The organism is Microbacterium hatanonis, from assembly GCF_008017415.1.
In the GTDB taxonomy this organism is placed as follows: Bacteria; Actinomycetota; Actinomycetes; order Actinomycetales; family Microbacteriaceae; genus Microbacterium; species Microbacterium hatanonis.
Genome location: NZ_VRSV01000001.1, coordinates 483,802 through 506,501 on the forward strand (window position 1 = coordinate 483,802; position 22,700 = coordinate 506,501).

Below are 22,700 nucleotides of genomic sequence, written 5' to 3' on the forward strand. Positions count from 1 at the left end.
GTCGTGGGCTTTGCGGAGATGAACGATGGGGTCTCGAGCGGGTATCAGGATGACTCCGTTGCGTGCGTCGAGCGTGCGGAGTAGCGATTCGCACGTTCCGTGGTGCATGCGCTCCGTTATTGACGCACCCGGGTGGCGTACGAGATAGGCGCCCACGCAGCGCGCGAGGGATGTTCGAGCACCGCGCGCCAGGTCGATGGACCCCAGTTCCCGCCGTGAGTGGAGGTCATCGACCAACCGGATCACTTGCACGTCGCCGCCGGTGATGTGGGCGATGAGTTCTGCAGCGCGGAGAACGTTCGTCGAGACGATGCCTGTTCCTGTTACTACTGCGACGTCGGGGCGTGCTTCACGAGTTAAGACCTCACTCCTGTCGTTTCGGATCGCCGGTACTGCTGGTCTGGTCATCGTGTACCTCTCGTGTGACTCGGCGTGCATCTGGTTCGTCATGAACCGCTATGCAATGCCCGCCGCTCCCAGGAGCGTCCCGATGCCGTAGGTCGCCACGAGCGCGATTGCACCCCCGACGACGACGCGCAAAGTCGATTTGGCGCGCGAACTGCCGCCGAGCTGGGCAGAGATCCATCCGGTGAGTGTGAGCGCGACGAGGACGGCAAGAAAGGTGCTCGGCACCCGCCAGCCGTCTGGTGGGAGGAGGACAGCCAGGAGCGGGAGCAACGCTCCGATGGTGAAGGCGACGGCCGATGCACCGGCGGCGTGCCAGGCGCTCACGACGTCGGTCTCGTCGATGTTCAGTTCGGCGGAGAGGTGCGCGGCGACGGCGTCGTGGGCGGTGAGTTCGAGCGCAACTTGCTGCGCGGTGGCGGGGCTGAGGCCCTTCGCACGGTAGAGGCCTGCCAGTTCCCCCAGCTCTTCGTCCGGCATCTCAAGAAGTTCGCGCTTCTCTTTCGCGATGAGTGCTCGTTCGCTGTCACTTTGGCTGCTGACCGACACGTACTCTCCGAGGGCCATCGAGATGGCCCCGCCGACAAGCCCGGCAATTCCTGCGGTGAGGACAGGCGCGAGGTTGCTTGTGGCTCCGGCGACTCCCACGACAATGGCGGCGACGGAAACGATGCCGTCGTTCGCTCCCAGGACGCCAGCGCGCAACCAGTTGAGGCGTTGGGCAAGGCCCTGCCTGTGCGGTTCACCAAGGTGTGGCGGCGGCTCGGCGGTCATCGGCGGGCCTCCGGCGGCCGGTCCGATATGAGCAGTTGGATGAGGGTGAGCTGTCGGCGGTTGATGGCCATCAGTTCCTCGATCTCGTCTTTTGCCGCCGCGTCCGTCTCGAAGTCGTGCTGGGCGAGGGCTGCGGAGATGGCGTCTTGACGTTTCGCGGCGATGAGGAGGATGGCGCCTTGCAGGCCGGCCAGCATGCTGAGGAAAAGGTTGAGCAGGATGAAGGGGTAGGGATCCCAACCGAACCGCGTCGCGTTGACGATGGCCCACACGACCATCAGCGATACGAAGATGCCGATGAACATCCAGGAACCCATGTAATTGCGGAGGCGATCTGCCGCCCGCTCCCCTCGAGTCAGGGTCTCGGCTTGCTGGCGGTGCCAGTTACTCGTTGGGCGATGTCGACGACGATGGGATTGAGCACTTTCCGCATTCGGGCGCTGCGGGGCTTTGGCGTTCATGGCGGACGTCATCGGTAGGTGTAAAAGCCTTCGCCCGTTGAGGTGCCTAGCTTCCCCTTGTCGATGTAGTTCGTCTTCAGATATGCAGCCCACGCCTGCGAGGTCTGTTCAGGGCTTGCGGCGGCGACGTTGTACGCGGTCGTGAGACCGACGACGTCGTAGATCTGAAACGGACCCACGGGTGCGCCGGTCGCGATCCGCCACGTCTTGTCGATGGTCTCCACGTCAGCGACACCCTCCAGGAGAAGCCCCGCCGCCGCATCGAGCAGCGGGACGAGCAACGAGTTGAGCACGTACCCGGCCTTCTCCTTCTTCAGCTCGATGGGGACGAGCCCGCTGCGCTGCGCGAAGTCGACAACCGCCTGATAGACGGCGGGGTCGGTGTCGGATGTGCCCATGATCTCCGCGGTGTTCTGACGCCACACGTTGTTGGCGTAGTGAAGCGCGAGGAATTGGTTTGGCCGACCGGTGAAGCCCTTCAGATCACTGGGGAGGAGGGTGGACGAGTTCGTCGCGAAGATCGCCTGCGCCGGCGCGACTGCGGCGAGCTGCTCGTAGAGTGCGCGTTTGATGCCGAGGTTCTCGGGTACCGCCTCAATGACCAGGTCTGCACCGGAGACAGCGTCCTTGAGGTCGGACGAGTATCGAATGCCCTCGAGCGCCCGGGTCGTGGTGACGGTTGTCGCACCAGCGACGTTGTCGGTGACATACACACCCGCGAGGTGTTCCATCCGGGCCCGGCCAGCCCGCACGGCAACATCGTCGATGTCGTACGCAGTCACGTCGAAGCCGTGGAACGCCGCCTGGTAGGCGATCTGGCTTCCCAAGACTCCCGTCCCGAGAACCGTGACTTTCTGAATACCGGGCATGAGCGACTTCCTCCGTGATGAACGTTCTGCCGCCAATCCCAGCGCCCAGAGGTGAGGACGCCGGTGACCCGCAGCCTCACTCACTTCACCCCAGTCCGCAGATCACGACAAGGGGCGAAAGTCCTTCGACGCTGGGCGGGACCATCGGCACTGTTCACCGTGACAGTCCCGGGGCGATGCTCGGACTAGCAGGCAACTGCCCCACACGAACGGAAGGCTCATCATGAGCATCGCAACCACCACGCACAGCGACCACGATCTGCAAACCTCGGTGCAGGATGAACTCGATTGGACGCCTGAGGTCGACTCCGCACGGATCGGTGTCGCGGTCGCCGACGGAGTGATCACCCTGTCAGGAGAGGTACACAGCTTCTCCCAGCGCGTGGCCGCCAAGACCGCCGCGCTGCGCGTGCACGGTGCGTCCCTAGTGAGGGACGCTCTGTCCGTGCACCCGACGATGCAACGCCCGGCCACCGAAGCTCACATCCGTAAGGAGGTCCGGAACGCCCTCTCATCCGCGGGCGACGTGCCTCACACCGTCGAAGCCCAGGTCGATGCCCACAAGGTGATTCTCACTGGCGAGGTGCTCTGGGACTTCCAGCGCCAGGCGGCGGAACGCATGGTGCAGCACCTTCGCGGGGTCTACACCGTCGACAACGAAATCACCCTCACCGCTCGGCCGTCCGCGGTCAATACGGCGCAGCGAATAAAGGACGCCTTCGTTCGCAGTGCTCAGCTCGACGCGGACTTCATCACCGTTTCCGTCGAGGGCACCAGGGCCGTCCTCACTGGCCGTGTGCGGTCTTCGGCCGAGAAAGAGCAGGCGGAACTCGCGACATGGGCATCGCCCCACGTCACGCACGTCGACAACTACCTGATGGTCCAGGCATCGTAGTCACGCGAGCAGTGGCCGTCGTTAGCTGCTCGCACCAGAAGACTCGGGAGCCGCGGACCGGGGGATCAAGAACCGCGACCCGTCGCGCCGGTCGGTAGATTCGTGCGTCTGTCCTCAGCAGTGTTATTCGTCCGCGACCTCGAACTGTCCGTCGCGTTCTACAGCGAACTCCTCGAATTTGTCCCGACCGTGAGAACCGCCACGGCCGCCCTCCTGGTGGGTCCGGAGCACTACCAGCTTTACTTACGCGCTATGCGGCGGCGAGACGGTCGCGAAACCGGCACCGTGGGGATCCAGTATGTGATCTGGGCCGCTGAAACCCTCGAGGATCTCGACCGTTCCGAAAACGTACTTCGTAGAAAATCGAAAAGCGTCACTCGGGAACAACGCGACGGGTTCGACGTGGTCCAGGGCTCGGATCCAGATGACGGACCGGTCGTCATCGTGTTCCCAGGCCCCGACCATCGGCCGCGAGATCAGATCATCCCGAGGATCTACACCTGGTAGGGGTGCGAAAGCCTTGGTGCGACCATGACTCAACTAGCCGTGTGCCTCGCGACAACGTCGGCAATGATCTCGTCCAGCGTGCGGCGCCCCTCGATGTAGTCCTCAGCGTCCTGAAGTGCGGCGGCCGTCGGCTTCAGTCCGTCGAGTCGCAGCGACGCGAACGCTTCCTCCACGCCGCGGCGGCGCTGGTCGGGTGTCAGGTCCATACCTGCCCCGTTCGGCACCTCAACTGAGGCCCAAGTCCCTCGCCCATTCGATGACCTTCCGCAGTCCCTCGTGCGTGCCGAGAAGTTCGCGGGGAGCGCGGCCGCCGAACGCTTCGTTGGCGAAACGCATCACCACGTCAACGTCGAGTGCGGTGTATTCGTTCGGCATCGCCCTCAGCACATCGCCGATTCCGGGCAGAATGCTGCGGCCGTCATCGTTGACCTGCCAGGGCGCGAACCGGGGGCTACCGTCGACGTCGGCGGTAGAGAGTTCTCCGACGTCGCTCATCCGTTGGAGCTCCGCTTCATCGACTCGAACCAGCGCGCTCACGTCACGCAGGGGAAGCCAGGTGCTGAGGATGCCGTCGGAGTAGCGGCTGGTCCATTCGAGGTGAGCCTCGGCGCTGCGCCGCCCACCTTCGCCGAACGCGGCCGCAGAGACCCCGCCCATGATGGCGGCCCACTTCTCCGCCGCGGTGAGTTCATCGCGTGGGTTCGCTGATGCTTTGTTCCGCGGAGCGGGTTGGGCAACGGCCCAGGTGTCGCCGGTCACAATCTGGAACCCCGCCGAGTCGTCGTCGCAGAGGACCAGGTAGTAGCCACCCCCGTTGATGCGCAGTACGCCGGGGCGACCGCACCTTTCGCATGTGTTGTCTGCTTCCTCCTGCGCCGCGAGCACGGCCCGGCGGAATGGTTCGCGGGCGTCACCGGTGAGCGAGGTCGTTGCCCCGTAATGAAGTCCGCCGAGCTTCTGTTTGACCTGGCTGATGGTGTAGTTCGGGTCGAGTTCCGCGAGCTGCGCGTCGAGGCGGGCGAGGAGCGGCCACCAGCCCTGCCTGACGGCCAGGGCCGCCCACATCGGCGGTTGCCGGTCGAGGATGCGCTGCAGCTCGGGCGGGTAGCCCTCACCGGCCCAGTTGATGAGTTCTACGTCGTTCAAGGGTCTACCTCCTCCCGTCTGGTCCCCACGTCACTGTGCCCAGGCGTGGGCGACATGTTCAGCGTCATGAATTACCTGCGATGTCTTGCCGCCACGGAGCTCGTCGATGGGGCTTCGGTTCACGTCGTCCGGCGGCGGGGTGAAGACCAACCACTGGGCCCAGGTCCATGAATCGTCGACGCCGGTACGCAGGATGGTCAGGATCTCGTGGAGCCCTCTGATGACTTCGCCCTCCCGGACCTGCCACGTTGGGTACAACGTTGAGCCGTCGTCGGCCACAAGCGCCAGGATGCGTAAGTCTCGGGTCGCATCATCGAGCTCACCGATGGTCATCCCGAGCTTTCGACGGATGGACTGCGCTGTGTAGCAAGGACCGACGAACTCGACCCAGGGGTTGGTGTCCTCACTCACGACGACCCTTCGCTGCGCCCTGCTTGTCGGGAACGAGACCGCTCCCGAAATGACGGCCCAACGCGCAGGCTGCGAGGTACGCCCACATCCCAGTTGATCCAGCCTTGGCGCTTCCACTCGATTGCGACGTGTCGCCGAAAGGACTGCATGATGTCGTGTCTGGATTTACTACTGACGTGAGCGGGCCAGGGCGGCTGCAACGGCGAACTTTGCGGCAGAAGCTCGTCGAAGACCTCGGCGAAGGTGGGGCCCCGGCCGGTACGGCGACGAATACGAGCTACATGAATCGCTGCGGCCATACCCCAGTCGGCGCCGCGCTCATCGCCGGTCAGCACCTCGAAGGCGATGTACCAATGGGGAGGGGGGTCGCCAGGCGTTGCTCGCCACCATGGAGGACGTGTATCGACGGTCACTACATCTCGACAATCAGGGCCGACACGAACATGGGGCGGTGCGGCGACCGTCAACCCGAGAGCCGGCGCACAGCAGCACACGTGCAGGTCGATGCCGCGGGGACCGCGTTCCGTCGAGATAGTGATTGTTTCGTATGGCTGAGGAAATTATGCCACATATAGGTGGCCAGCTGAATGAAGGCTCGGCGAGATCGTGGGTCAGTGCGCAGCCAGGTCTACAGCGATGAGTCCTGGAGTGCCTTCGCGGTGGGCTTCGGGCTCACGCTCCAACGCCTCCGTGTGGAACGCGGACTGAGCCAAGACGAGATGGCTGTACTGTCTGGAGTTTCGCGGAACACCTATCAGAAATACGAGAAGGGGCGAGGTGGACCTGACGCGTCCGCGAACCCGACTTTACGTGTACTTCTCGCCCTGGCACAGGTGCTGCAGGTTGGCATCGAGGACCTCTTGCCGCCGGAGCGCCCGGACCGGCTTCTCCGCTGACTCTTGTCGACGATGAGCTTTCTAGCCCGAGCTCGTGAGGTGTTGACAGCCAACAGCCCCCTCGACTCTCCTCAGGTGCTGAGTGCCTGCCTCAACGCCCAAGGGTGGTACGGGATTTCGTCGCCAGATACTACTGCGGCCGGGGCTCTTCGCCACGTCAGAGGGGCTTTCTGCTACTGCAAAACGGTCTGGTCGCTACTGCAATCTGATTGAGGTCCACTGCATCTGGCCTGATGAGTTCAGCCGCATTCGTAGGCTGCCGTCGAGGCCCCCTCAAGTTGCGGGCGGTCGCAAATGGAAGGCAGACCGTTTGCCCCGGGATATCAAAAAGCTGATGGTTGCTTCGGTGGGGAGCCTCGTCGAGGACGACCGCGTCGCCGCGGGGTACTCGCTTCTCGACGCAAGCGGAGAACCGGTTTCACCCGTCTCCGGGTACTTCCACCATCTCGCGGCTCGAGACTTTGCCCCCGGCAGTATCAAGGCCTACGGCCTCGCGTTGCTCAGATGGTGGCGGTTTCTCCAAGCTGTGAACGTCGACTGGTCCCAGGCGAGCGGTGAGGACTTTGTCGACTTCATCAACTGGATGAGAAGCGCATCGCCGAGACGAGGAGGGGCTGCAGATCCCGCAAAATTATCGCACCCAGGCAGACCCAGGCCGAGCACTGCCCGCCGACCACAGGTCGGCTATGCGCCGCGTACTATAAATGCCGCCTGCGCGGTGCTGACGGACTTCTACGAGCACCATGCCGCCGCTGGCTCTGGGCCACGGGTCAACCCCGTTTTGGGTCCCGCGTGGCAGGCGTCTGCTCGCGAGATGGCGGGCGACTTCAGCAGAAAGGGCCGTTCCATCGGGCGTCAGAAGGTCCCGAAAGCGGCGCCGAGGTCGATTCCCGACGAGGCGTTCGACGCTCTGTTCACCCTTCTAGGTTGCGACCGGGACCGGGCTTTGGTCTCGCTATACCTCTCGACCGGCGCCAGGGCTGCGGAACTACTCTCGATGAATGGTGCAAGCGTCGACTTCGCTAACGACCGTGTTCGGGTCGTTCGCAAAGGCGGTTCGACGCAATGGCTACCCACGTCGCCAGACGCGATGGTCTGGCTGCGTCTATACCTGGGCCCGCGACGTCTTGGCCTGGAGGACGCTCTCTGGTTGACCAGGAGGCGGCCCTACCGCCCGCTACTGTACCCAGCCGTCCGACAGGCGTTTAGGCGCGCGCAAGATTCGATAGGAAGCGTCTACACACTCCATCAACTGCGCCATACCGCCGCGTATCGGCTTTCACGAGACCCGAGCATGTCCATCACGGACGTCCAATGGGTCCTTGGGCATGCCCACATCGGGACTACACAGTTGTACGCCCAGGCTCGACCTGAAGACATATACCTCAAGATGATTGATCACCATCGCCGCGTAAAGGTGGAGCCGCCTATGCAACCTATTGCAGGAGGCTACAAACCTGAATCACTTCAGGTGCTTTTCGGGACTGATAAGTGAGCCAGCAACCACCCCCGCGACAAACGGTTGACAGCACCGAGATTCGCCGGGTCAATCAGCACACTCCCATCTTCGACCGTCTTCCCATGCCCGAACCGGTGGAACACGCGCGCGAAGCATTCGGCGCGCAAAATCCGACTCCATTCGTAATTCCCCAGCGAGACGACCTACAGACGGTTGGCGAGGCCGTGGAATTTCTGAATGCGAGGGACTGGATTCACAAGAACTCGAAGCAGCGAGCTCGCGTTGGAGTCAGTGCGATTTTGGAATGGCTCGCGCTGCATCCGGGTGATTCATGGCAGGCGCGATGGGAATCATCCGGCATAGAAAATGATGTCTCGTGGAAAAGTCGCATCATGACTCCGTACGACCAGTCACGGGGCTCCGCGTGGGGCCCGGGAACGGCAGCCGGCGGGGTCGGATACCTCGTCGCTCTCGACATGGTTCGTCCCTCATATGAGTGGTTGCAGAGCGCATCAGGATCGCTGAAAAACCTTCCACGAGTGGTCGTGGGTCATCGCGACCCTGTTGGGGGCGAGCAGGTTGTGGCCGCTCTCCGTGATCGGGCCGACCGTCCTGAGAAAGCAGATCGGCACGTCAGAGATGCGATGTACGTCCTGGCCTGCATCATGGGTCGGACTGGCAAGACGCAATTGGCTGATGTAACCGTCGATGACATTTCTCTGGCCATCAGTGCCCGCAAGGCGGTAGGGGCAGGGCCCCAGACGGGGTCTCTGTATGACGCCATAAGCATCTTGGGGCTGCTTCCAGCCGATGCGCCCCCTCGCTTTCGAGATCTGCGAAAACTGGGACAATTGTCAATCGAGGAACTCGTGGATCGCACGGGGATAAAGAGCCGACGTGTAAGAAACTTCTTTGTCGACTATTTCCGCGCCAGAGCGCACCTCAGATACTCAACGATACTCCAGCTTGTCTCGCGGTTGGTTCAGAACTTCTGGGTAGAAATTGAGATGCTTTCGCCCGGAATTGACACGATGGATCTTCCGGCTGACCTCGTCGACAGGTGGCGTGACCGAATCAAAGTTGTCCAATACGGCACAAATAAGGGCAAGCCTCGCACTGACGTCGGATCAATAACACTCGGTGTGCGACGTCTCTATTTTGACATCAACGATTGGGCCTTTTCTGACCCGGAACGATACGGCGACCTCGCGGCACGAAACCCTATTCCTGCCCACGACACAAAGATGCGCGCCAGGATGCACCGTGCGAGGAGGGCTAACAGTCATCAACGCACCAGAGAAAGGCTTCCGCACCTGCCCACCCTGATGGCGCACGTCGAGGATCAGAAGAGGTTGTTCAAGGCGGTTCTGGAAGCCGTTGAACCCATGGAAGAGAGTGGCAGAGTTGAAGTTTCTGGTGAATCGTTTCTACGCCTAGGGATTGATTTCCTGACAAGCAAAGGGTCTCGCTATGAAGCAGGTAACCCCCCGATACACGTTCGCCGACTCAGCACAGGTGTGATCTTTGACGCAAGAGCGGAGGAGTCGACCGCCTTCTGGAGGTGGGCGACGCTCATGGCGATGAAAGAGACTGGCTGTCGAATCGAAGAACTCGAAGAGCTGACGCACTCAAGTCTCGTTCAATACCGGTTGCCATCCACTGGAGAGTTGCTCCCGCTCCTTCAGCTCGCCCCCTCGAAGAACGACAAGGAGAGGGTGCTCCTCATGTCGGAAGAGTTAACGGATGTGATAAGCGCAGTGATCAGTCGAGTCAGGGGGACCGCTTCAGATGGGAGGGTCCCTCTCGTTGTTCGATATGACTGGTCCGAAAAAACTTACTCTGATCCGTTGCCTTTTCTTTTTCAGCGTTCGATTGAAGGTGAAAATCGAGTGATCAATCGCGCTTGGACGTTGAAGCACCTCAATCAGGTGGTAGAGGAGGTTGGAATCTTGGATGAGAGCGGAAACCCGGTAAGATTCCATAACCATGATCTTCGTCGCATATTTGCAACAGAGGCCACAATGCAGGGCTTGCCGATTCATATCGTGGCAAAAATTCTAGGGCACGAGTCGCTGCACACTACCACTGGATATGCCGCGATTTATGACGAGGAAGTGTATCGAAACTACCGGGCGTTTATTGATAGGCGACGGATGCAGCGGCCGAGCGTTGAGTATCGCGAGCCGACTGAAGAGGAGTGGGAAGATTTTCTGGGGCACTTCGAGCGCCGACAACTTGAGCTCGGAACCTGTGGTCGCGCCTATGGTGCCGACTGCGTGCACGAACATGCCTGCATCCGTTGCACAATGTTCAGACCGGATCCGCGCGCTGAAGCTCGATTTGTCGAGATCGTGGACAATCTGGAAGCTCGAATTGCCGAAGCGCTCGAGAACAACTGGCTCGGGGAGGTTGAGGGTCTCCAGGTCAGTCTTGCTGGCGCACGGGACAAGCTCGAACGGGTGCGGCGGAAGCCGGTGTCTCTCGGCATCCCCATCTTGCGAGAGCAGCCTTGAGAGCGTAGTCACTTCCCGGAGGGCTGGTCCGGCCGGAAGTAGTTCAGAGAATGCCTGCGCTGCAACAACATCAAGAGCGATCGCACGCCCCAGGAGATGCACTGGGAGCTGCGCCTCGTGCCGCAGGCTCCTCGCGGCGGGCAGTGGACCGTGCGGGGCACCGAGCGCGCCGACCCGCGCTGGGAGCCCTACCTCGCCCTCGCCGCGTAGCGCTCGCTGCTGTCGTCGAGACCGCACGGTGTCGCCGAACGGCCACGCCGTCGCGGTCGATTGCGTGCGGGTTCGGCAATGCCCTGGTGGTTCGGCGCAGAACGGCCGGTGTCGCCGACCTGTGGTGAAGTGGGGGAATGACACGTGCACTTCTCGTCATCGACATGCAACGCGGCTTCGACGACCTCGAGTTCTGGGGTTCGACGACCAACCCCGACTGCGAACGCAACGTCACCGCCCTCGTCGCGGCGTGGCAGGGCGCGGGTGAGCCGGTCGTGGTCGTCCGTCACGATTCACGGTCGCCGGGTTCGCCGCTGCATCCGGATGCTGCGGGCAACGCGCTGATCGATCCGGTGGCCGAGGCGACCGCCTCGCTGCTGGTGACCAAGGACGTCAACTCGGCGTTCTACGGAGAGCCCGATCTGCACGCGTGGCTGCAGGAGCGCAGCATCCGTTCCCTGGTGGTCTGCGGCATCCAGACCAACATGTGCGTGGAGACGACGGCGCGCATGGCGGGAAACCTCGGCTACGACGTCACGGTCGCCCTCGATGCGACCCGCACGTTCGATCTCGCCACCGACGTGCCGGGGCTCGGCCGGGTCGAACGATCGGCCGACGAGCTGATGGCGGGCACCGCTCTGGTGCTGCAGGGCGGCGGATTCGCAAAGATCGCGACGACGGCCAATGTGGTGCGCAGTATCGAACATATCTGACGGATATCGCCCGATTTCCGATGTCGGAGGCCGTGCATAGTCTCGACTCATCTTGATTCGCTAGAACATAAGTTCTAGCCTGATCCGATGAGGGCGACCATGGCGAGAAGCGCCGAGGCGGTGAGCGACATCCACGAGCTGCGCGCGCAGCTCGAACGGATGCAGGGGCGTCGGCTCGACGCGCCCGTGCTGCCGACCCATCCTGCCTTCACCTCGCTGCTTCCGGGCGGAGGGCTGCGTCCCGGCTCGGCCTATTCACTCAGCCCGTCGGCGTCGCTGCTGCTCGCCCTCATGGCGCGGCCCTCGCAAGACGGTGCATGGTGCGGCGCCATCGGCATGCCCGAGCTCGGTGCCGAGGCGGCCGAGCGGTACGGTCTCGACCTCGACCGGCTGGTGTTCGTGCCCGACCCCGGGCCCCGGTGGCTGGCGGTCACGGCGACGATCGCCGAGGTGCTGCCCGTGGTCGCCGTGCGGCCGCCGTCGAGGGTGTCCGAGAAAGAGGTGGCCCGACTGGCGGCGCGTCTGCGCGATAGGGGCACGGTGCTGCTCGTTCAGGGCGCGTGGCCGCAGGCCGAGGCCACGATCGACGTGACCGACCCGCGGTGGGCGGGCCTCGGTGACGGCCACGGCTACCTCTCTGGGCGCGAGCTCACGGTCACGGTGACCCATCGGCGCTCACCGGGCGCCCGACGCGCACGGATGCTGCTGCCTGCCGCAGACGGAACGGTGAGCCTTCTCGAACAGGCCGTGGCGCCGCCTCGGCTGCGGGCCGTTCCCGACGCCTACGAGACGGCGGCGGCCGGCTGATGCACGAGCCCACCCGCAGCCTCGTGCTCTGGTTTCCCGATTGGCCGGTCACCGCGTATCTGCGCGAGGCGACCACGTCGGCCGCGGCGAGAGCAGGGGCGCCGATCGCCGTGTTCGAGCGCAATCTTGTCGTCGCGTGCTCGGCGTCGGCGCGCGAACAGGGCGTGCGGCGGGGGCAACGCCGCCGCGACGCCCAAGCGGCCTGCCCTCGACTGGTGGTGATCGCGGCCGACGAGACGCGAGACCACCGTGTCTTCTCGCCCGTGGTGGCGCACATCGAGCAGCTCGCCCCGGGGGTGCAGATCGTGCGCGCCGGACTCTGCGCGCTGCGCGCCCGGGGCCCCGCGCGCTACTACGGCGGCGAGGCGGAGGCCGCGCACGTGATGCTCGCGACCCTCGAGGAGCAGGGGATCACGGGGGTGCGGGCGGGTGTGGCCGACGGTCCGTTCACGGCCGAGCAGGCCGCACGGGCCACCCGGGTCGAGGCACCGGTGCGCGTCGTGCCCGCCGGTGAGGCCGGGGCGTTCCTGTCGCCTCTGCCGGTCACGGTGCTCGACGCATCGATCGCTCCCTCGCACGCCATCGGGGAGTTCGCCGGCCTCCTCGCCCGTCTCGGCGTGCACACCCTCGGCGCCTTCGCCGAGATGGAGGTCGATCGGGTGCGCGAGCGCTTCGGCGAGCCGGGGGTGCGCTCTCACGCGCTCGCGGCGGGCGGCGACTCGCGGCCGGTGCAGCCGCGCACGCCCCCTCCCGAGCTGCATCGCGAGGTCGCCTTCGAGCCTCCGCTCGAGCTCGCCGACCAGATCGCGTTCGGCATGCGGATCGCGGCCGACGCGTTCGTGACGGGTCTGGGCGCCCTCGACCTGGTCTGCACCGAGCTGCGGGTCGAGCTCATCGGTGATCGCGGAGAACGCAGTGAGCGGGTGTGGCTGCACCCGGGGTCGTTCGATGCCCCGGCCGTGGTCGACCGGGTGCGGTGGCAGCTCGCCGAAGGCGGGAAAGACGTCTTCCCCATGGGCGTCGCCGGGGTGCGCATCTCTCCCGAGGCAATTGACGCCGCCTCCCATCACGCCAAGGGTCTCTTCGGGGCGGGCACCGACGAACGCGTGCACCATGCCCTGTCGCGCGTGCAGGCGATGCTGGGGCATCGCAGCGTGGTCACGCCGGTCATCGGCGGCGGGCGCTGGCTGGCCGAGCGGCAGGTGCCCGTGCCGTGGGGCGACCGGGCCGTCACCACGAAGGAGCGCGCCCGGCCGTGGCCCGGCAGCCTCCCCGATCCGCTGCCGGCGACGGTGTTCCCCGAGCCGCGACTGGTCGAGGTGACCGACATCGCGGGTGCGGCGGTGTCGGTGGGGGAGCGCGAGGTGCTGAGCGCGCCCCCGGCCCACCTCGACGCCGCAGGCCGCCGCCGCCGGATCGAGGCGTGGGCGGGGCCGTGGCCGATCAGCGAGCGTGGGTGGGATCCGCTGCGCGCGCGGTTCGCCCACCGGTTCCAGATCGTCGACGCCGAGGGAGCGGCGTGGCTGCTGATCTGCGAAGCCGGCGAGTGGAGAGCCGAGGGCCGCTATGACTGACGGCAGGAGACCTCGCTGATGGGCTGGCACAATCCCCCCGTGCCGTGGTCGGAGATCGAGCGCGCGCTCAGCGACTCCCGGCGCCCTCGCGAGACGCCCGCGGGCGCCGACGGCGGAGACAGCCCGGCCTGGTCGCACAAGCGAGGCGCCTACGTCACGCCCGAGATCGAGCGGCCCGCGCAGTCGGTGCCCTACGCCGAGTTGCACGCGCATTCCTCCTACTCCTTCCTCGACGGTGCGTCGTCGCCCGAAGAGCTGGCCGAAGAGGCGGAGCGGCTCGGGCTCCACGCCCTCGCGATCAGCGACCACGACGGCTTCTACGGCATCGTGCGGTTCGCCGAGGCCGCCGAGCACCTGCAGGTGAAGACGGTGTTCGGTGCCGAGCTCTCGCTCGAGCTGCCCCAGCCGCAGAACGGCGAACCCGATCCCGCGGGCTCCCATCTGCTGGTGCTCGCGCGCGGTGAAGAGGGCTACCACCGCCTCGCCGCGGCTCTCACCTCGGCGCAGCTGCGCGGCGCCGAGAAGGGGCGCCCGGTGTACGACCTCGCCGAGCTCGGCGAACGATCGGGTGGCCCAGGCGACTCGCACTGGGCGGTGCTCACCGGATGCCGCAAGGGAGCCGTGCGCCGTGCGCTGGCCGAGTCGGGGCCGGATGCTGCGGCGACCGAACTCGACCGTTTGGTCGCGCTCTTCGGCCGCGATTCGGTGCACGTCGAGCTGATGAATCACGGCGATCCTCTCGACAGCCGCACGAACGACGTGCTCGCCGGCCTCGCTGCGGAGCGCGGGCTGCCCATCCTCGCCACCAACAACGTGCACTACGCCGTTCCTCGCCGAGAACTGCTCGCCGCGGCCGTCGCCGCGGTGCGGGCGGGGCGCGGGCTCGACGAGCTCGACGGATGGCTTCCCGCACACGCGGGGGCGCACCTGCGCTCCGGCGCCGAGATGACGCGGCGGTTCGGCCGGTACCCCGGAGCGGTCTCCCGCACGGTCTCGCTCGCCGACGAGCTCGCCTTCCCGCTCCGGCGGGCCAAGCCCGCTCTGCCGAAGCAGAAGGTGCCGGAGGGGCACACCCCGATGTCGTACCTGCGCCACCTCGTGTGGGAGGCGGTGCCGCGCAAGTACCCGAACCTGACGAACGACGACAGAGACCGCATCGAGCGAGAGCTCGGCGTCATCGAGATGAAGGACTTCCCCGGGTACTTCCTCATCGTGTGGGGCATCGTGCAAGAAGCGCGACGCCGCGGCATCCTGTGTCAGGGGCGCGGCTCGGCCGCCAACAGCGCCGTCTGCTACCTGCTCGACATCACGGCCGTCGACTCGATCGCCTACAAGCTGCCGTTCGAGAGGTTCCTCTCGAGCCTTCGCGACGAGGAGCCCGACATCGACGTCGACTTCGACTCCGATCGCCGCGAAGAGATCATCCAGTGGGTCTACGGGGAGTACGGCCGTGACCGGGCGGCGCAGGTGGCCAACGTCATCCAATACCGGCCCAAGAACGCCGTGCGCGACATGGCGAAGGCCCTGGGTCATTCGCCCGGCCAGCAGGACGCCTGGTCGAAGCAGGTCGAGCGGTGGGGGGCGGTGCTCGAGACGGGGGCCGACCATGACATCCCCGATCAGGTGATCGAGTTCGCCGCCGAGCTGCTCAAGGCCCCCCGCCACCTCGGCATCCATTCCGGGGGCATGGTGCTCACCGATCGCCCGGTGGGCGAGGTCGTGCCGATCGAGCATGCCCGCATGGAGAACCGCACGGTCATCCAGTGGGACAAAGACGACGCCGCCTGGATGGGTCTGGTGAAGTTCGACCTGCTGGGCCTCGGGATGCTGGCCGCCCTGCAGTACTGCTTCGATCTCATCCGCGACGCCACGGGCGAGGACTGGGAGCTCTCGACCCTGCCGAAGGAGGAGAAGGCGGTCTACGACATGCTCTGCCGGGCGGACTCGATCGGGGTGTTCCAGGTCGAGTCCCGCGCGCAGATGGGGCTGCTCCCACGCTTGCAGCCGAGGAAGTTCTACGACCTGGTGGTGCAGATCGCCCTGATCCGGCCCGGGCCGATCCAGGGCGGGGCGGTGCATCCGTTCGTGCGGCGCAAGCTCGGGCAGGAGAAGGTCACCTACGTGCACGAGAAGCTGAGGCCCGTGCTCGAGCGCACGTACGGTGTGCCGGTGTTCCAGGAGCAGCTCATGCAGATGGCCGTCGCGGTCGGCAACTGCAGCGGGGAGGACGCCGATCTGCTGCGACGGGCCATGGGCTCCAAGCGGGGGCTCGAGAAGATCGACAAGCTGCGCACGAAGCTCTACGAGGGCATGAAAGACAACGGCCTCGTCGGCCAGGTCGCCGACGATCTCTACGCCAAGATCCAGGCGTTCGCGAACTTCGGGTTCGCCGAGTCGCACTCGCTGTCGTTCGGGCTTCTCGTCTATGCGAGCTCGTGGATCAAACTGCACTATCCCGGGGCGTTCCTCGCGGGGCTGCTGCGGGCGCAGCCGATGGGCTTCTACTCGCCGGCGACCCTCACCGCCGACGCCCGCCGGCACGGGGTGGAGGTGCGTCGGCCCGACCTCCTGCGGTCGCGGGCCGAGGCCACGCTGGAAGCGCTGGCGGGCACGGCGCCGTCGGCGCCCACGGGGCTCGAGGCCTGCGCGCACCGGGAGCAGCCCGACGTGGGCGATTTCGACCTTGCCGAGCCCGACGAGTCGGACGCGCATCGGCGCGACGGCGGGTTCGCGGTCAGGCTGGGGCTCGCCGGCGTCCACGGCATCGGCGAGAAGCTCGCCCAGCGCATCGTCGCCGAGCGCGACAGCGGCGGTGACTACCGCGACATGCGCGATCTCGTGCGGCGGGTCGGCGTCACCGCCTCGCAGCTCGAGTCCCTCGCCACGGCGGGGGCGTTCGAGTGCCTGGGGCTCAGTCGCCGAGAGGCGATCTGGCTGGCCGGCTCCGCCGCCGAAGACCGGGTGGAGTACCTCCCCGATTCCCTCACCTCGGTGCAGCCGCCCCTGTTCACCGACCAGACCAGCTACGAGGTGCTCGCCGCCGATCTGTGGGCGACCGGCGTCTCGACCTCCGATCATCCGCTCACCCATTACCGCTCACAGCTCGATGCGCGCGGCGTGCTCACCTCCCGCGAGATGCGCACCCACGAGTCGGGCAGAAGAATCGAGGTCGCAGGACTCGTCACGCACCGGCAAAGGCCGGCCACAGCATCCGGAATCACCTTCCTCAACCTCGAAGACGAACACGGCCTCGTGAACGTGATCTGCTCGGTCGGGGTGTGGAACCGCTATCGACGGGTCGCCCGCGAGTCGCCCGCTCTGATCGTGCGCGGAGTGCTGGAGCGTTCGGTCGAGGGAGTGACGAACCTGCTGGCCGACCGGTTCGAAGATCTCCGTGTCGGGGTGTCGCATGCGTCCCGCGACTTCCGATGATGCGCGCCGGTCGGGAGGTGACGGCGGGCGAGCCCTCGCCTAGAGTCGGAGCCCGGAGGATCCTATGAGCATCGCGCAGATCGATACCGCAGCGTCACCCTCGGGCACGGGGTGCACGGAGTGCGACGACCTCGTCGGATGGTGGGTGCACCTGCGGCGCTGCGCCGCGTGCGGACACGTCGGATGCTGCGACGACTCGCTCGGCCAGCACGCCACCGCGCACTGGCGTGCGACGGGTCACCGCTACATGCGCAGTTTCGAACCGGGCGAAGACTGGTGGTGGGACTACGAGACGCAGGAGACGGTGACGGGTCCTGATCTCACGCCGCCCGACAGTCGTCCCGAAGACCAACCGTCTCCCGGGCCTGCCGGGCGGGTGCCCGGCAACTGGCAGCGCCTGCTCGCCGCCCGCGCGCGCGAGCAGCGCTGAGCGGATCGACCCGGGTCTGTCACGACGGGGTGGTGCCACCGAAGCGTTCGCGCGACGCGTGCTGATGGCCGAGCCGGCGCAGCGCGAGGATGAGCGGCTCGACCAGCACCGTGCCGAGCGCCACGTATCGCGCGGCCGCCTCCGGTGAGTCCACCGGAATCCGGTCGACCTCTTCCGTCGCGATACCGAGCACGCGGGCGGCGTAGTCGTCGAGCTGCTCCGGCGTCAGCTCGAACCCCGCCGCGGCGAGTCCGTCGAGGGCGCGGGCGAGAGCGCCCACGGTGGGGAGGTCGTCGGTCTCGCATCGCCAGCCCCACCTGTCGAGGAGCGCTTGTGCGGCGCGGAGGTCTTGCTCGTCGCTGATCGGCGGACCCGTCGTGTGATGCACCTGCCCCAGCAGCTCGAACAGGGGAGTGCCCCGATCGTCGAGCGTCTCGAACACCTTGCGGGTCGCCGAGATCGACAGGCCTGCGGGGCCGACGAGCGCGCGGATCAGCGAGAGCCGCTCCAGGTGGCTCTCGTCGTACGAGGCCTGAGTCGCCGCGGTCAGGGTGCCGTCGTGCAGGAGGCCCTCGCGCAGGTAGTACTTGATCGTCCCGACCGGGACGCCGCTCTGCGCCGAGAGTTGCGAGATTCTCAGGATGACCTCCTTGACTGGAAAGTAGAGATACCCAATTATGGCTACCAGTACTTTCTAATTCTAAGGAGCCCACGCATGACTGTCGAACAGGGTCGACGAACCCCCGATCACGACGGGGAGCTCGTCGTCTTCCTCATCGGGATGACGCTCAACCGTCCCTGGCGCGTGGACGCGTGGTGGCCGGCGTTCATGGCCATGCCGCGGATGCTGGCGGAGCTCGCGAGCGACGCCGACTCGGGCCTCATGGGATATCGGATGACCATGGGCAGGGGTGGTCCGCTGCTCGTGCAGTACTGGTCGTCGGTGGAGAAGCTCTACAGCTACGCGAGCGACCGCGAGGCGGCTCACCGACCGGCGTGGGCGGACTTCAACCGTCGAGCGCGGAAGGTGCCGGGTGCGGTCGGCGTCTGGCATGAGACGTACGTGGTCGAGCGCGCCGAGTCGATGTACGTCGATTCGCCGGTGCGGGGGCTCGCGGCGGCCACCTCGTCGGTGCCGATCGGGCGTGGTCGCGACCGCGCTCAGGACCGGCTCGGGCGCGGCTGAGTCGGGTCGCTCGCGCGGATGAGGTGGGGGACGACGGCGACCATCACGACCATCGCGACGAGTTCGATCAGCGTCTGCGTGACGACGACGAGCGGGGTCAGCGCGAACGACGCGGGGAGGGCGAGCGCGAGAGGCAGCACGACCAGGGAGTTGCGGGTCGCCGCGCTGAAGGCTGCGGCACGGCGACCCGGCGCGTCGAGGCGGGCGAACCGCGCCGCGAGCACGCCGAGCGGAGCGGCGATGAGGGGGAAGGCGATGAAGATCGGAACGACGCGCCACAGGTCGGCCGCCGACGCGCTCACCGCCGACACCTGGGAGGCGACCACCGTGGCGAGGGTGAGCATCATGAGCGGGATCATCGCGGTCGGTGCCGCGCGGAGGATTGTGGCGAACGGCCGTCGACGTCGAGCGAGCGCCTGAACCAGGGCGGCCGCGGCGAGCGGCACGACGATCAAGAAGACGAACGCCTCGACGAAAGGCCGCACGTCGAAGGCGCGGAGGACGTCAGCATCCGTCATCGCCCACAGGTAGAGGGGGAGAAGGACGATCTGCAGCCCCATGAGCAGGGGAGTGGAGGCGAGGAGGCGGTCGCGGGCTCCGTCCGCCAGGCCGACGAAGACGATGACGTAGTCCACGCACGGCGTGAGCAGCACGAGTAGTACGCCCACGAGCAGCGCGGGTTCATCGGCGACGAACCGGCTGAGTCCGAAGACGACGGCCGGCACGACGACGAAGTTGACCCCGACGAGGACGGCGAGCATCCGCGTGTCGCGCAGACCGCGGACGACCTGGGCGAAGGGAACGCCGAGGAAGGTCGCGAACAGCAGCAGCCCGAGCAGGGGAGTGATCGATGGCTCGAGGACCGGCCCGGAAGACGGGAGGCCGAGTCCAACCGCCGCCCCTACGGCGATCGCCGCGATGTAGAGCGCGACCTGGTGCCGTTCGGCCCATTCCGCCATGGGGTTCCTCACTCGCGGAGCGGTCGGTGTGCCCCACCAGCGTCGCACACGGTGCTGCGGCCCGCGCCACGACGACGTCGCCCCCGATTCAGAGCGGCGGCGCCGTCGGGGGTCAGTCGGCGAGAGGGACTGACGGTGCCACCCTCATCCCGGCGAGGTCGCCGATGCCAAGCACGCGAAACGTCATGCCCCTGGAGGGACTCGAACACGACTGAGCATAATGCTCAATGCGACCTAAACCCGCAGGAACCGCGGAATTACGCGGATCTTGAGCGATCCGAACGACGTCGCGCAACCGTCGGAAACAGTGTGCCGCGAACAGTTTACGGGCAAAATGCGGGCAAGAATCGCTGAAAAAGCAGGGGTTTGGAGCGTCCAAGATGTGAGCGTGGCGAGCGTTGGAGATTGACTCTACGGCAATTAGAGGCAGGAGAGCACATTGCTGAACATGGATCGCCAGCAAGCTGTAAGAGTGAGCATTGTGCTCAAGGCCCAGATTCGACGCCCTTGCTCTAGGAGTGGGTCGCAAAGCGGCAGCGGCGGCGGGCTGCTCAGCGTCCGATCGAAGGGCCTCCGCGCTGAGTCGGCCCCTGATGGGGCGCCGCGGGGTCGTATGGCCTGCCCGGGTTGTAGGGGTCTACCGCCGGCGCCCGCCGGGGTTCCTGAATGCGGACTTCTGGCGCCAGACCCGAGTCGCGCGCGCGACTCATGAGGCGGGTCGCGGTGCTCTGGCTGATCTGAAGGGTGTCGGCGACGAGCTTAAGCGGCGGATAGCTGATTGCCGTGGCGACGCGATAGACGGAGATCGCGGCGTGGAGGGACTCCAAGGGCTCGCGCTCCTCGTGCGCCCGTACGCGACTCAGAAAATCGCGCACCGGTATGCGGTCGCGTTTGTCGCCATCCTCAGTGCCGACGTCCACGGTGACGACATCGAGAGCCGACCTCGTCATGATCCAGTGCGTTCGCACCTCGCGGAGCAGCTGGCTGGTGATGTCGATGCCCTCCGCTTCGCGCTCGAGGGCGGCGAAGACGACGGCGGTGCGTCCGAGCGTGTCATCCCACTCGACGCGGACGGTGATCGTGCCGGGCACGTCCTGCTCACCCGACACGCGCGCGCGCCATGACTTCGGAAGCGTCACCCCACTGCCGAGATCAATGCGTTCGTCGCTGAAGTCATACGCCTCGACGTCTGTCATAAAGGCCACTATTCCAGGTCATCGACGATTCGCGAAGAAGACTGTCGATCTTGGCTCACGCGTATGGTACCTTGCGACGGAGGGAGAGTGACACTGCTGGCTCAAAGAAGGGCGGGACCATGAACCGGTCACAAGATTCTCTGGCACTGACAATGAAGGATGCCGCGAAGCTCGTCGGCGTCGACTACCGCACCATCAAGCTCGGCATCGAGAGCGGGACCATCCCCACGGTCCAACTCGGCCCGCGTCGGATGATCCCTCGCGCCGGACTGCTGCGCGCCTTCGGCGTCGACGCCTGATAGCGGCGCGACGGCCGGTGCTGCCCAATCGTCCAAGCAGCCGGCAGGCACCGTGTGATCCCCTTGCAGCACCGGCGCGACCGGGAAAGCCACGCGGGCACCCGGCTCAATCGAGGCTTCACTTTCGGGAAGATCCATAACCTAGAGGGTTAACCCGAGCACCAGTAAGGCGCGGGTGGGGCGCCCTCGGGTGCAAGCCAGACCAGGTATCCCTCGGCGTGCGCACGCCTGGTGAGGCGAAGTACAGCTTTCACCCGCCAACTCACATGCGTGGCGGCATGGATGTCTCCCAAGCGATGTATGCCGCATGAGGATCTGACGGAAGCGCGTCGAGCATTCCTCGAATACGCTTCGAGAGCACGTTGCGCCGTGTGAGACCCGGCACGCCGACGAAGGCAAGCGCGGTCTTCAGGTATTTAGCCAAGGTGCCGGGGGCTGCGAGGAGGTCTCCGATGAATCGCTCAAGCGCGTAGGCGGATTGGAGGCTGAGGACCGCTTCCGCGCGTGACGGTCGATAGCCAGCGTGGACCACTCGATGGCGCAGAAGAGCCGTGTGGCGGTACCAGTCCGCGACCGCACCCGACCCCGTCACGTCCCAGTCGCCCTTGATCCTGATGTGATATTGGGTCTTGACTCGAGTCGCGAGCCCTGTTTCTGTGAACAGGTTCGCAGCTTCGCTGGCTTGGACACCATCTGTCCACAACAGGTGCAGCAGGATCGTGTCAAGCAGCACCTCGGCACTCGTCGCGGACGCCAGGACGGCACCCCGGTAGTCGCCGCGTAGCTCCAGTGCGGCCTCGGCTTCGCGTCGAAGATCTGCGACCGGCCAGAACGGAATGCTGCCGCGTAGAGCCGTTCGGATCGCTGTCAGCTGGTCATCGGTTAGAACGGCTGACAAAGTGTCCCTGCGCAGCGCCGGCCCGTGCGTAAGGTACATGCCCACATCCACCGCTTCGCCGGCTTCCGGCGTGTTGCGTGCAAATGGTATAGCTGCGGGGAGCGCCTCCCGGGCGACAAGTTGGACAGAATCTCCGGTCGCGAGATAATACGCGCGCTGCAGTTGCTGAATCATCCCGAGGCCTTCAGAAAAAGCTTCGGAGATGGCATCGTCGCTCGGCGCATCCTCTGGAAACACGGCGCGCACTTCGATTACTGCGATGTCCGATTTCGGCACGTTCGACCACGGGCCCTTCGCTGGGTCAGCACCCAAGCCCACGCTGAGGGCGGAAACGAAATCGTCGGCCATCGGGGAGCGGCGTTGACCTGCCCGAGGGTGAAGCGAAATTCTTGCCCCTGGGGATTGCGGGGGTGTCCCGAATACCTCGGCCTCGATAGCATCCGGCTGAAATCGCACAGGTTCCGGAAGCGGTACAAACCATCTAAAGAGGGCTCTGGCCATGGTGTGCATGCTAGCGGTCTCGTAGACGCGAAGAGTCACCCCGAATCAAGGTCTTCCAATCAGTCCCGGGCTTCAGTTTGGTCCTCATGCGGGCACCGCGCGAATACGGAATGCCGTCGTGCGGTGCGGCCGCGAGCGGCGACGCAGAGCAATGAGTGG

General features: G+C 65.7%; 22 protein-coding genes and 2 pseudogenes. 13 read left to right on the forward strand and 11 right to left on the reverse strand.

Annotated elements, in window-relative coordinates; translation table 11 throughout:
• Positions 1 to 456 precede the first annotated feature (456 nt).
• From FVP77_RS02330 to FVP77_RS02340, 3 genes are all read right to left on the reverse strand, one after another.
• Positions 457 to 1,179 (reverse strand): VIT1/CCC1 transporter family protein, encoded by a 723-nt coding sequence (locus FVP77_RS02330; RefSeq protein ID WP_147893069.1) that lies wholly within the window; start codon positions 1,177 to 1,179, stop codon positions 457 to 459.
• Positions 1,176 to 1,484: a DUF1003 domain-containing protein gene (locus tag FVP77_RS02335; RefSeq protein ID WP_342779725.1), complete on the reverse strand. Its 309-nt coding sequence runs from the start codon at positions 1,482 to 1,484 to the stop codon at positions 1,176 to 1,178. The genes FVP77_RS02330 and FVP77_RS02335 overlap by 4 nt, the downstream gene beginning before the upstream one ends.
• A gap of 164 nt (positions 1,485 to 1,648) precedes the next feature.
• Complete coding sequence (locus FVP77_RS02340) at positions 1,649 to 2,509, reverse strand: 3-hydroxyacyl-CoA dehydrogenase (protein WP_147893070.1); 861 nt, start codon at positions 2,507 to 2,509, stop codon at positions 1,649 to 1,651.
• A gap of 223 nt (positions 2,510 to 2,732) precedes the next feature.
• On the opposite strand from FVP77_RS02340, the gene FVP77_RS02345 reads away from it, so the two are divergent.
• Both FVP77_RS02345 and FVP77_RS02350 read left to right on the forward strand, forming a co-directional pair.
• Positions 2,733 to 3,404 (forward strand): BON domain-containing protein, encoded by a 672-nt coding sequence (locus FVP77_RS02345; RefSeq protein ID WP_147893071.1) that lies wholly within the window; start codon positions 2,733 to 2,735, stop codon positions 3,402 to 3,404.
• Between the two features lie 102 nt (positions 3,405 to 3,506).
• Positions 3,507 to 3,911: a VOC family protein gene (locus FVP77_RS02350; RefSeq protein ID WP_147893072.1), complete on the forward strand. Its 405-nt coding sequence runs from the start codon at positions 3,507 to 3,509 to the stop codon at positions 3,909 to 3,911.
• Positions 3,912 to 3,940: 29 nt separating this feature from the next.
• Here the strand turns inward: FVP77_RS02350 and FVP77_RS16695 are convergent, their stop codons facing one another.
• Genes FVP77_RS16695 through FVP77_RS02360 form a run of 3 tightly spaced genes read right to left on the reverse strand, consistent with a single transcriptional unit; the run spans position 3,941 to position 5,468 of the window.
• Positions 3,941 to 4,117: an antitoxin VbhA family protein gene (locus tag FVP77_RS16695; protein ID WP_187266785.1), complete on the reverse strand. Its 177-nt coding sequence runs from the start codon at positions 4,115 to 4,117 to the stop codon at positions 3,941 to 3,943.
• 19 nt (positions 4,118 to 4,136) lie between these two features.
• Complete coding sequence (locus FVP77_RS02355; RefSeq protein WP_147893073.1) at positions 4,137 to 5,057, reverse strand: hypothetical protein; 921 nt, start codon at positions 5,055 to 5,057, stop codon at positions 4,137 to 4,139.
• Between the two features lie 30 nt (positions 5,058 to 5,087).
• Positions 5,088 to 5,468: a hypothetical protein gene (locus FVP77_RS02360; RefSeq protein WP_147893074.1), complete on the reverse strand. Its 381-nt coding sequence runs from the start codon at positions 5,466 to 5,468 to the stop codon at positions 5,088 to 5,090.
• A 587-nt stretch (positions 5,469 to 6,055) separates the two neighbouring features.
• Here FVP77_RS02360 and FVP77_RS17125 point away from each other — a divergent pair.
• The 9 genes and pseudogenes from FVP77_RS17125 (at position 6,056) to FVP77_RS02410 (ending at position 17,502) form a co-directional block, all read left to right on the forward strand.
• Positions 6,056 to 6,364, forward strand: coding sequence for a helix-turn-helix transcriptional regulator (locus tag FVP77_RS17125; protein ID WP_147893076.1), 309 nt, complete (start codon positions 6,056 to 6,058; stop codon positions 6,362 to 6,364).
• A 334-nt stretch (positions 6,365 to 6,698) separates the two neighbouring features.
• On the forward strand, positions 6,699 to 7,859 hold the full coding sequence (locus FVP77_RS02375; RefSeq protein WP_147893077.1) for a tyrosine-type recombinase/integrase: 1,161 nt from the start codon (positions 6,699 to 6,701) through the stop codon (positions 7,857 to 7,859).
• Between the two features lie 86 nt (positions 7,860 to 7,945).
• Positions 7,946 to 10,336 (forward strand): site-specific integrase, encoded by a 2,391-nt coding sequence (locus tag FVP77_RS02380; protein WP_147893078.1) that lies wholly within the window; start codon positions 7,946 to 7,948, stop codon positions 10,334 to 10,336.
• 51 nt (positions 10,337 to 10,387) lie between these two features.
• Positions 10,388 to 10,546, forward strand: a pseudogene (locus FVP77_RS02385) (HNH endonuclease); the annotation flags it as partial.
• Positions 10,547 to 10,683: 137 nt separating this feature from the next.
• Positions 10,684 to 11,259, forward strand: a complete 576-nt coding sequence (locus FVP77_RS02390; RefSeq protein WP_147893079.1) for a cysteine hydrolase family protein — start codon at positions 10,684 to 10,686, stop codon at positions 11,257 to 11,259.
• A 99-nt stretch (positions 11,260 to 11,358) separates the two neighbouring features.
• A complete protein-coding gene (locus FVP77_RS02395; protein ID WP_147893080.1) occupies positions 11,359 to 12,066 on the forward strand; it encodes a hypothetical protein in 708 nt (235 codons plus the stop codon).
• Entirely contained in the window at positions 12,066 to 13,640 is a 1,575-nt protein-coding gene (locus FVP77_RS02400) for a DNA polymerase Y family protein (RefSeq protein WP_147893081.1), read from the forward strand. The genes FVP77_RS02395 and FVP77_RS02400 overlap by 1 nt, the downstream gene beginning before the upstream one ends.
• An 18-nt stretch (positions 13,641 to 13,658) precedes the next feature.
• The gene (locus FVP77_RS02405) at positions 13,659 to 17,072 is read left to right on the forward strand and encodes an error-prone DNA polymerase (RefSeq protein WP_147893082.1); all 3,414 of its coding nucleotides are present in this window, start codon (positions 13,659 to 13,661) and stop codon (positions 17,070 to 17,072) included.
• A gap of 64 nt (positions 17,073 to 17,136) precedes the next feature.
• Positions 17,137 to 17,502, forward strand: a complete 366-nt coding sequence (locus FVP77_RS02410; RefSeq protein ID WP_147893083.1) for a UBP-type zinc finger domain-containing protein — start codon at positions 17,137 to 17,139, stop codon at positions 17,500 to 17,502.
• A gap of 19 nt (positions 17,503 to 17,521) precedes the next feature.
• On the opposite strand, the gene FVP77_RS02415 is transcribed toward FVP77_RS02410, so the two are convergent.
• Positions 17,522 to 17,944 (reverse strand): hypothetical protein, encoded by a 423-nt coding sequence (locus FVP77_RS02415; protein ID WP_246133942.1) that lies wholly within the window; start codon positions 17,942 to 17,944, stop codon positions 17,522 to 17,524.
• 3 nt (positions 17,945 to 17,947) lie between these two features.
• Positions 17,948 to 18,190: pseudogene (locus FVP77_RS17130) on the reverse strand (MerR family transcriptional regulator); the annotation flags it as partial.
• A 27-nt stretch (positions 18,191 to 18,217) separates the two neighbouring features.
• Here FVP77_RS17130 and FVP77_RS02420 point away from each other — a divergent pair.
• Positions 18,218 to 18,688, forward strand: coding sequence for a DUF4188 domain-containing protein (locus FVP77_RS02420; RefSeq protein WP_147893085.1), 471 nt, complete (start codon positions 18,218 to 18,220; stop codon positions 18,686 to 18,688).
• On the opposite strand, the gene FVP77_RS02425 is transcribed toward FVP77_RS02420, so the two are convergent.
• Together FVP77_RS02425 and FVP77_RS02430 are read right to left on the reverse strand one after the other, a co-directional pair.
• Positions 18,664 to 19,647 carry a bile acid:sodium symporter gene (locus FVP77_RS02425; protein ID WP_147893086.1) on the reverse strand — a complete coding sequence of 328 codons (984 nt, stop codon included), beginning with the start codon at positions 19,645 to 19,647 and terminating at the stop codon, positions 18,664 to 18,666. The two genes, FVP77_RS02420 and FVP77_RS02425, sit on opposite strands and share 25 nt — an antisense overlap.
• Before the next feature lie 551 nt (positions 19,648 to 20,198).
• Positions 20,199 to 20,843 (reverse strand): hypothetical protein, encoded by a 645-nt coding sequence (locus FVP77_RS02430; RefSeq protein ID WP_246133943.1) that lies wholly within the window; start codon positions 20,841 to 20,843, stop codon positions 20,199 to 20,201.
• A gap of 119 nt (positions 20,844 to 20,962) precedes the next feature.
• Between FVP77_RS02430 and FVP77_RS02435 the strand changes: the two genes are divergently transcribed.
• Positions 20,963 to 21,142, forward strand: coding sequence for a helix-turn-helix domain-containing protein (locus FVP77_RS02435; RefSeq protein ID WP_246133944.1), 180 nt, complete (start codon positions 20,963 to 20,965; stop codon positions 21,140 to 21,142).
• Positions 21,143 to 21,404: 262 nt separating this feature from the next.
• Here the strand turns inward: FVP77_RS02435 and FVP77_RS02440 are convergent, their stop codons facing one another.
• Positions 21,405 to 22,388 (reverse strand): hypothetical protein, encoded by a 984-nt coding sequence (locus tag FVP77_RS02440; protein ID WP_147893088.1) that lies wholly within the window; start codon positions 22,386 to 22,388, stop codon positions 21,405 to 21,407.
• Positions 22,389 to 22,700: the final 312 nt, after the last annotated feature.

What these genes read in the sequence shown, in the direction of transcription:
- FVP77_RS02330 (WP_147893069.1), bottom strand. Translation starts at nt 1,179, where the DNA reads ATGACCGCCGAGCCGCCGCCACACCTTGGTGAACCGCACAGGCAGGGC.
- FVP77_RS02390 (WP_147893079.1), top strand. Translation starts at nt 10,684, where the DNA reads ATGACACGTGCACTTCTCGTCATCGACATGCAACGCGGCTTCGACGAC.
- FVP77_RS02410 (WP_147893083.1), top strand. Translation starts at nt 17,137, where the DNA reads ATGAGCATCGCGCAGATCGATACCGCAGCGTCACCCTCGGGCACGGGG.
- FVP77_RS02440 (WP_147893088.1), bottom strand. Translation starts at nt 22,388, where the DNA reads ATGGCCGACGATTTCGTTTCCGCCCTCAGCGTGGGCTTGGGTGCTGAC.
- FVP77_RS02375 (WP_147893077.1), top strand. Translation starts at nt 6,699, where the DNA reads ATGGTTGCTTCGGTGGGGAGCCTCGTCGAGGACGACCGCGTCGCCGCG.
- FVP77_RS02380 (WP_147893078.1), top strand. Translation starts at nt 7,946, where the DNA reads ATGCCCGAACCGGTGGAACACGCGCGCGAAGCATTCGGCGCGCAAAAT.
- FVP77_RS02405 (WP_147893082.1), top strand. Translation starts at nt 13,659, where the DNA reads ATGGGCTGGCACAATCCCCCCGTGCCGTGGTCGGAGATCGAGCGCGCG.
- FVP77_RS02420 (WP_147893085.1), top strand. Translation starts at nt 18,218, where the DNA reads ATGACTGTCGAACAGGGTCGACGAACCCCCGATCACGACGGGGAGCTC.
- FVP77_RS16695 (WP_187266785.1), bottom strand. Translation starts at nt 4,117, where the DNA reads ATGGACCTGACACCCGACCAGCGCCGCCGCGGCGTGGAGGAAGCGTTC.
- FVP77_RS02345 (WP_147893071.1), top strand. Translation starts at nt 2,733, where the DNA reads ATGAGCATCGCAACCACCACGCACAGCGACCACGATCTGCAAACCTCG.
- FVP77_RS02400 (WP_147893081.1), top strand. Translation starts at nt 12,066, where the DNA reads ATGCACGAGCCCACCCGCAGCCTCGTGCTCTGGTTTCCCGATTGGCCG.
- FVP77_RS02340 (WP_147893070.1), bottom strand. Translation starts at nt 2,509, where the DNA reads ATGCCCGGTATTCAGAAAGTCACGGTTCTCGGGACGGGAGTCTTGGGA.
- FVP77_RS02435 (WP_246133944.1), top strand. Translation starts at nt 20,963, where the DNA reads ATGAACCGGTCACAAGATTCTCTGGCACTGACAATGAAGGATGCCGCG.
- FVP77_RS02430 (WP_246133943.1), bottom strand. Translation starts at nt 20,843, where the DNA reads ATGACAGACGTCGAGGCGTATGACTTCAGCGACGAACGCATTGATCTC.
- FVP77_RS02395 (WP_147893080.1), top strand. Translation starts at nt 11,359, where the DNA reads ATGGCGAGAAGCGCCGAGGCGGTGAGCGACATCCACGAGCTGCGCGCG.
- FVP77_RS02335 (WP_342779725.1), bottom strand. Translation starts at nt 1,484, where the DNA reads ATGTTCATCGGCATCTTCGTATCGCTGATGGTCGTGTGGGCCATCGTC.
- FVP77_RS02425 (WP_147893086.1), bottom strand. Translation starts at nt 19,647, where the DNA reads ATGGCGGAATGGGCCGAACGGCACCAGGTCGCGCTCTACATCGCGGCG.
- FVP77_RS17125 (WP_147893076.1), top strand. Translation starts at nt 6,056, where the DNA reads ATGAAGGCTCGGCGAGATCGTGGGTCAGTGCGCAGCCAGGTCTACAGC.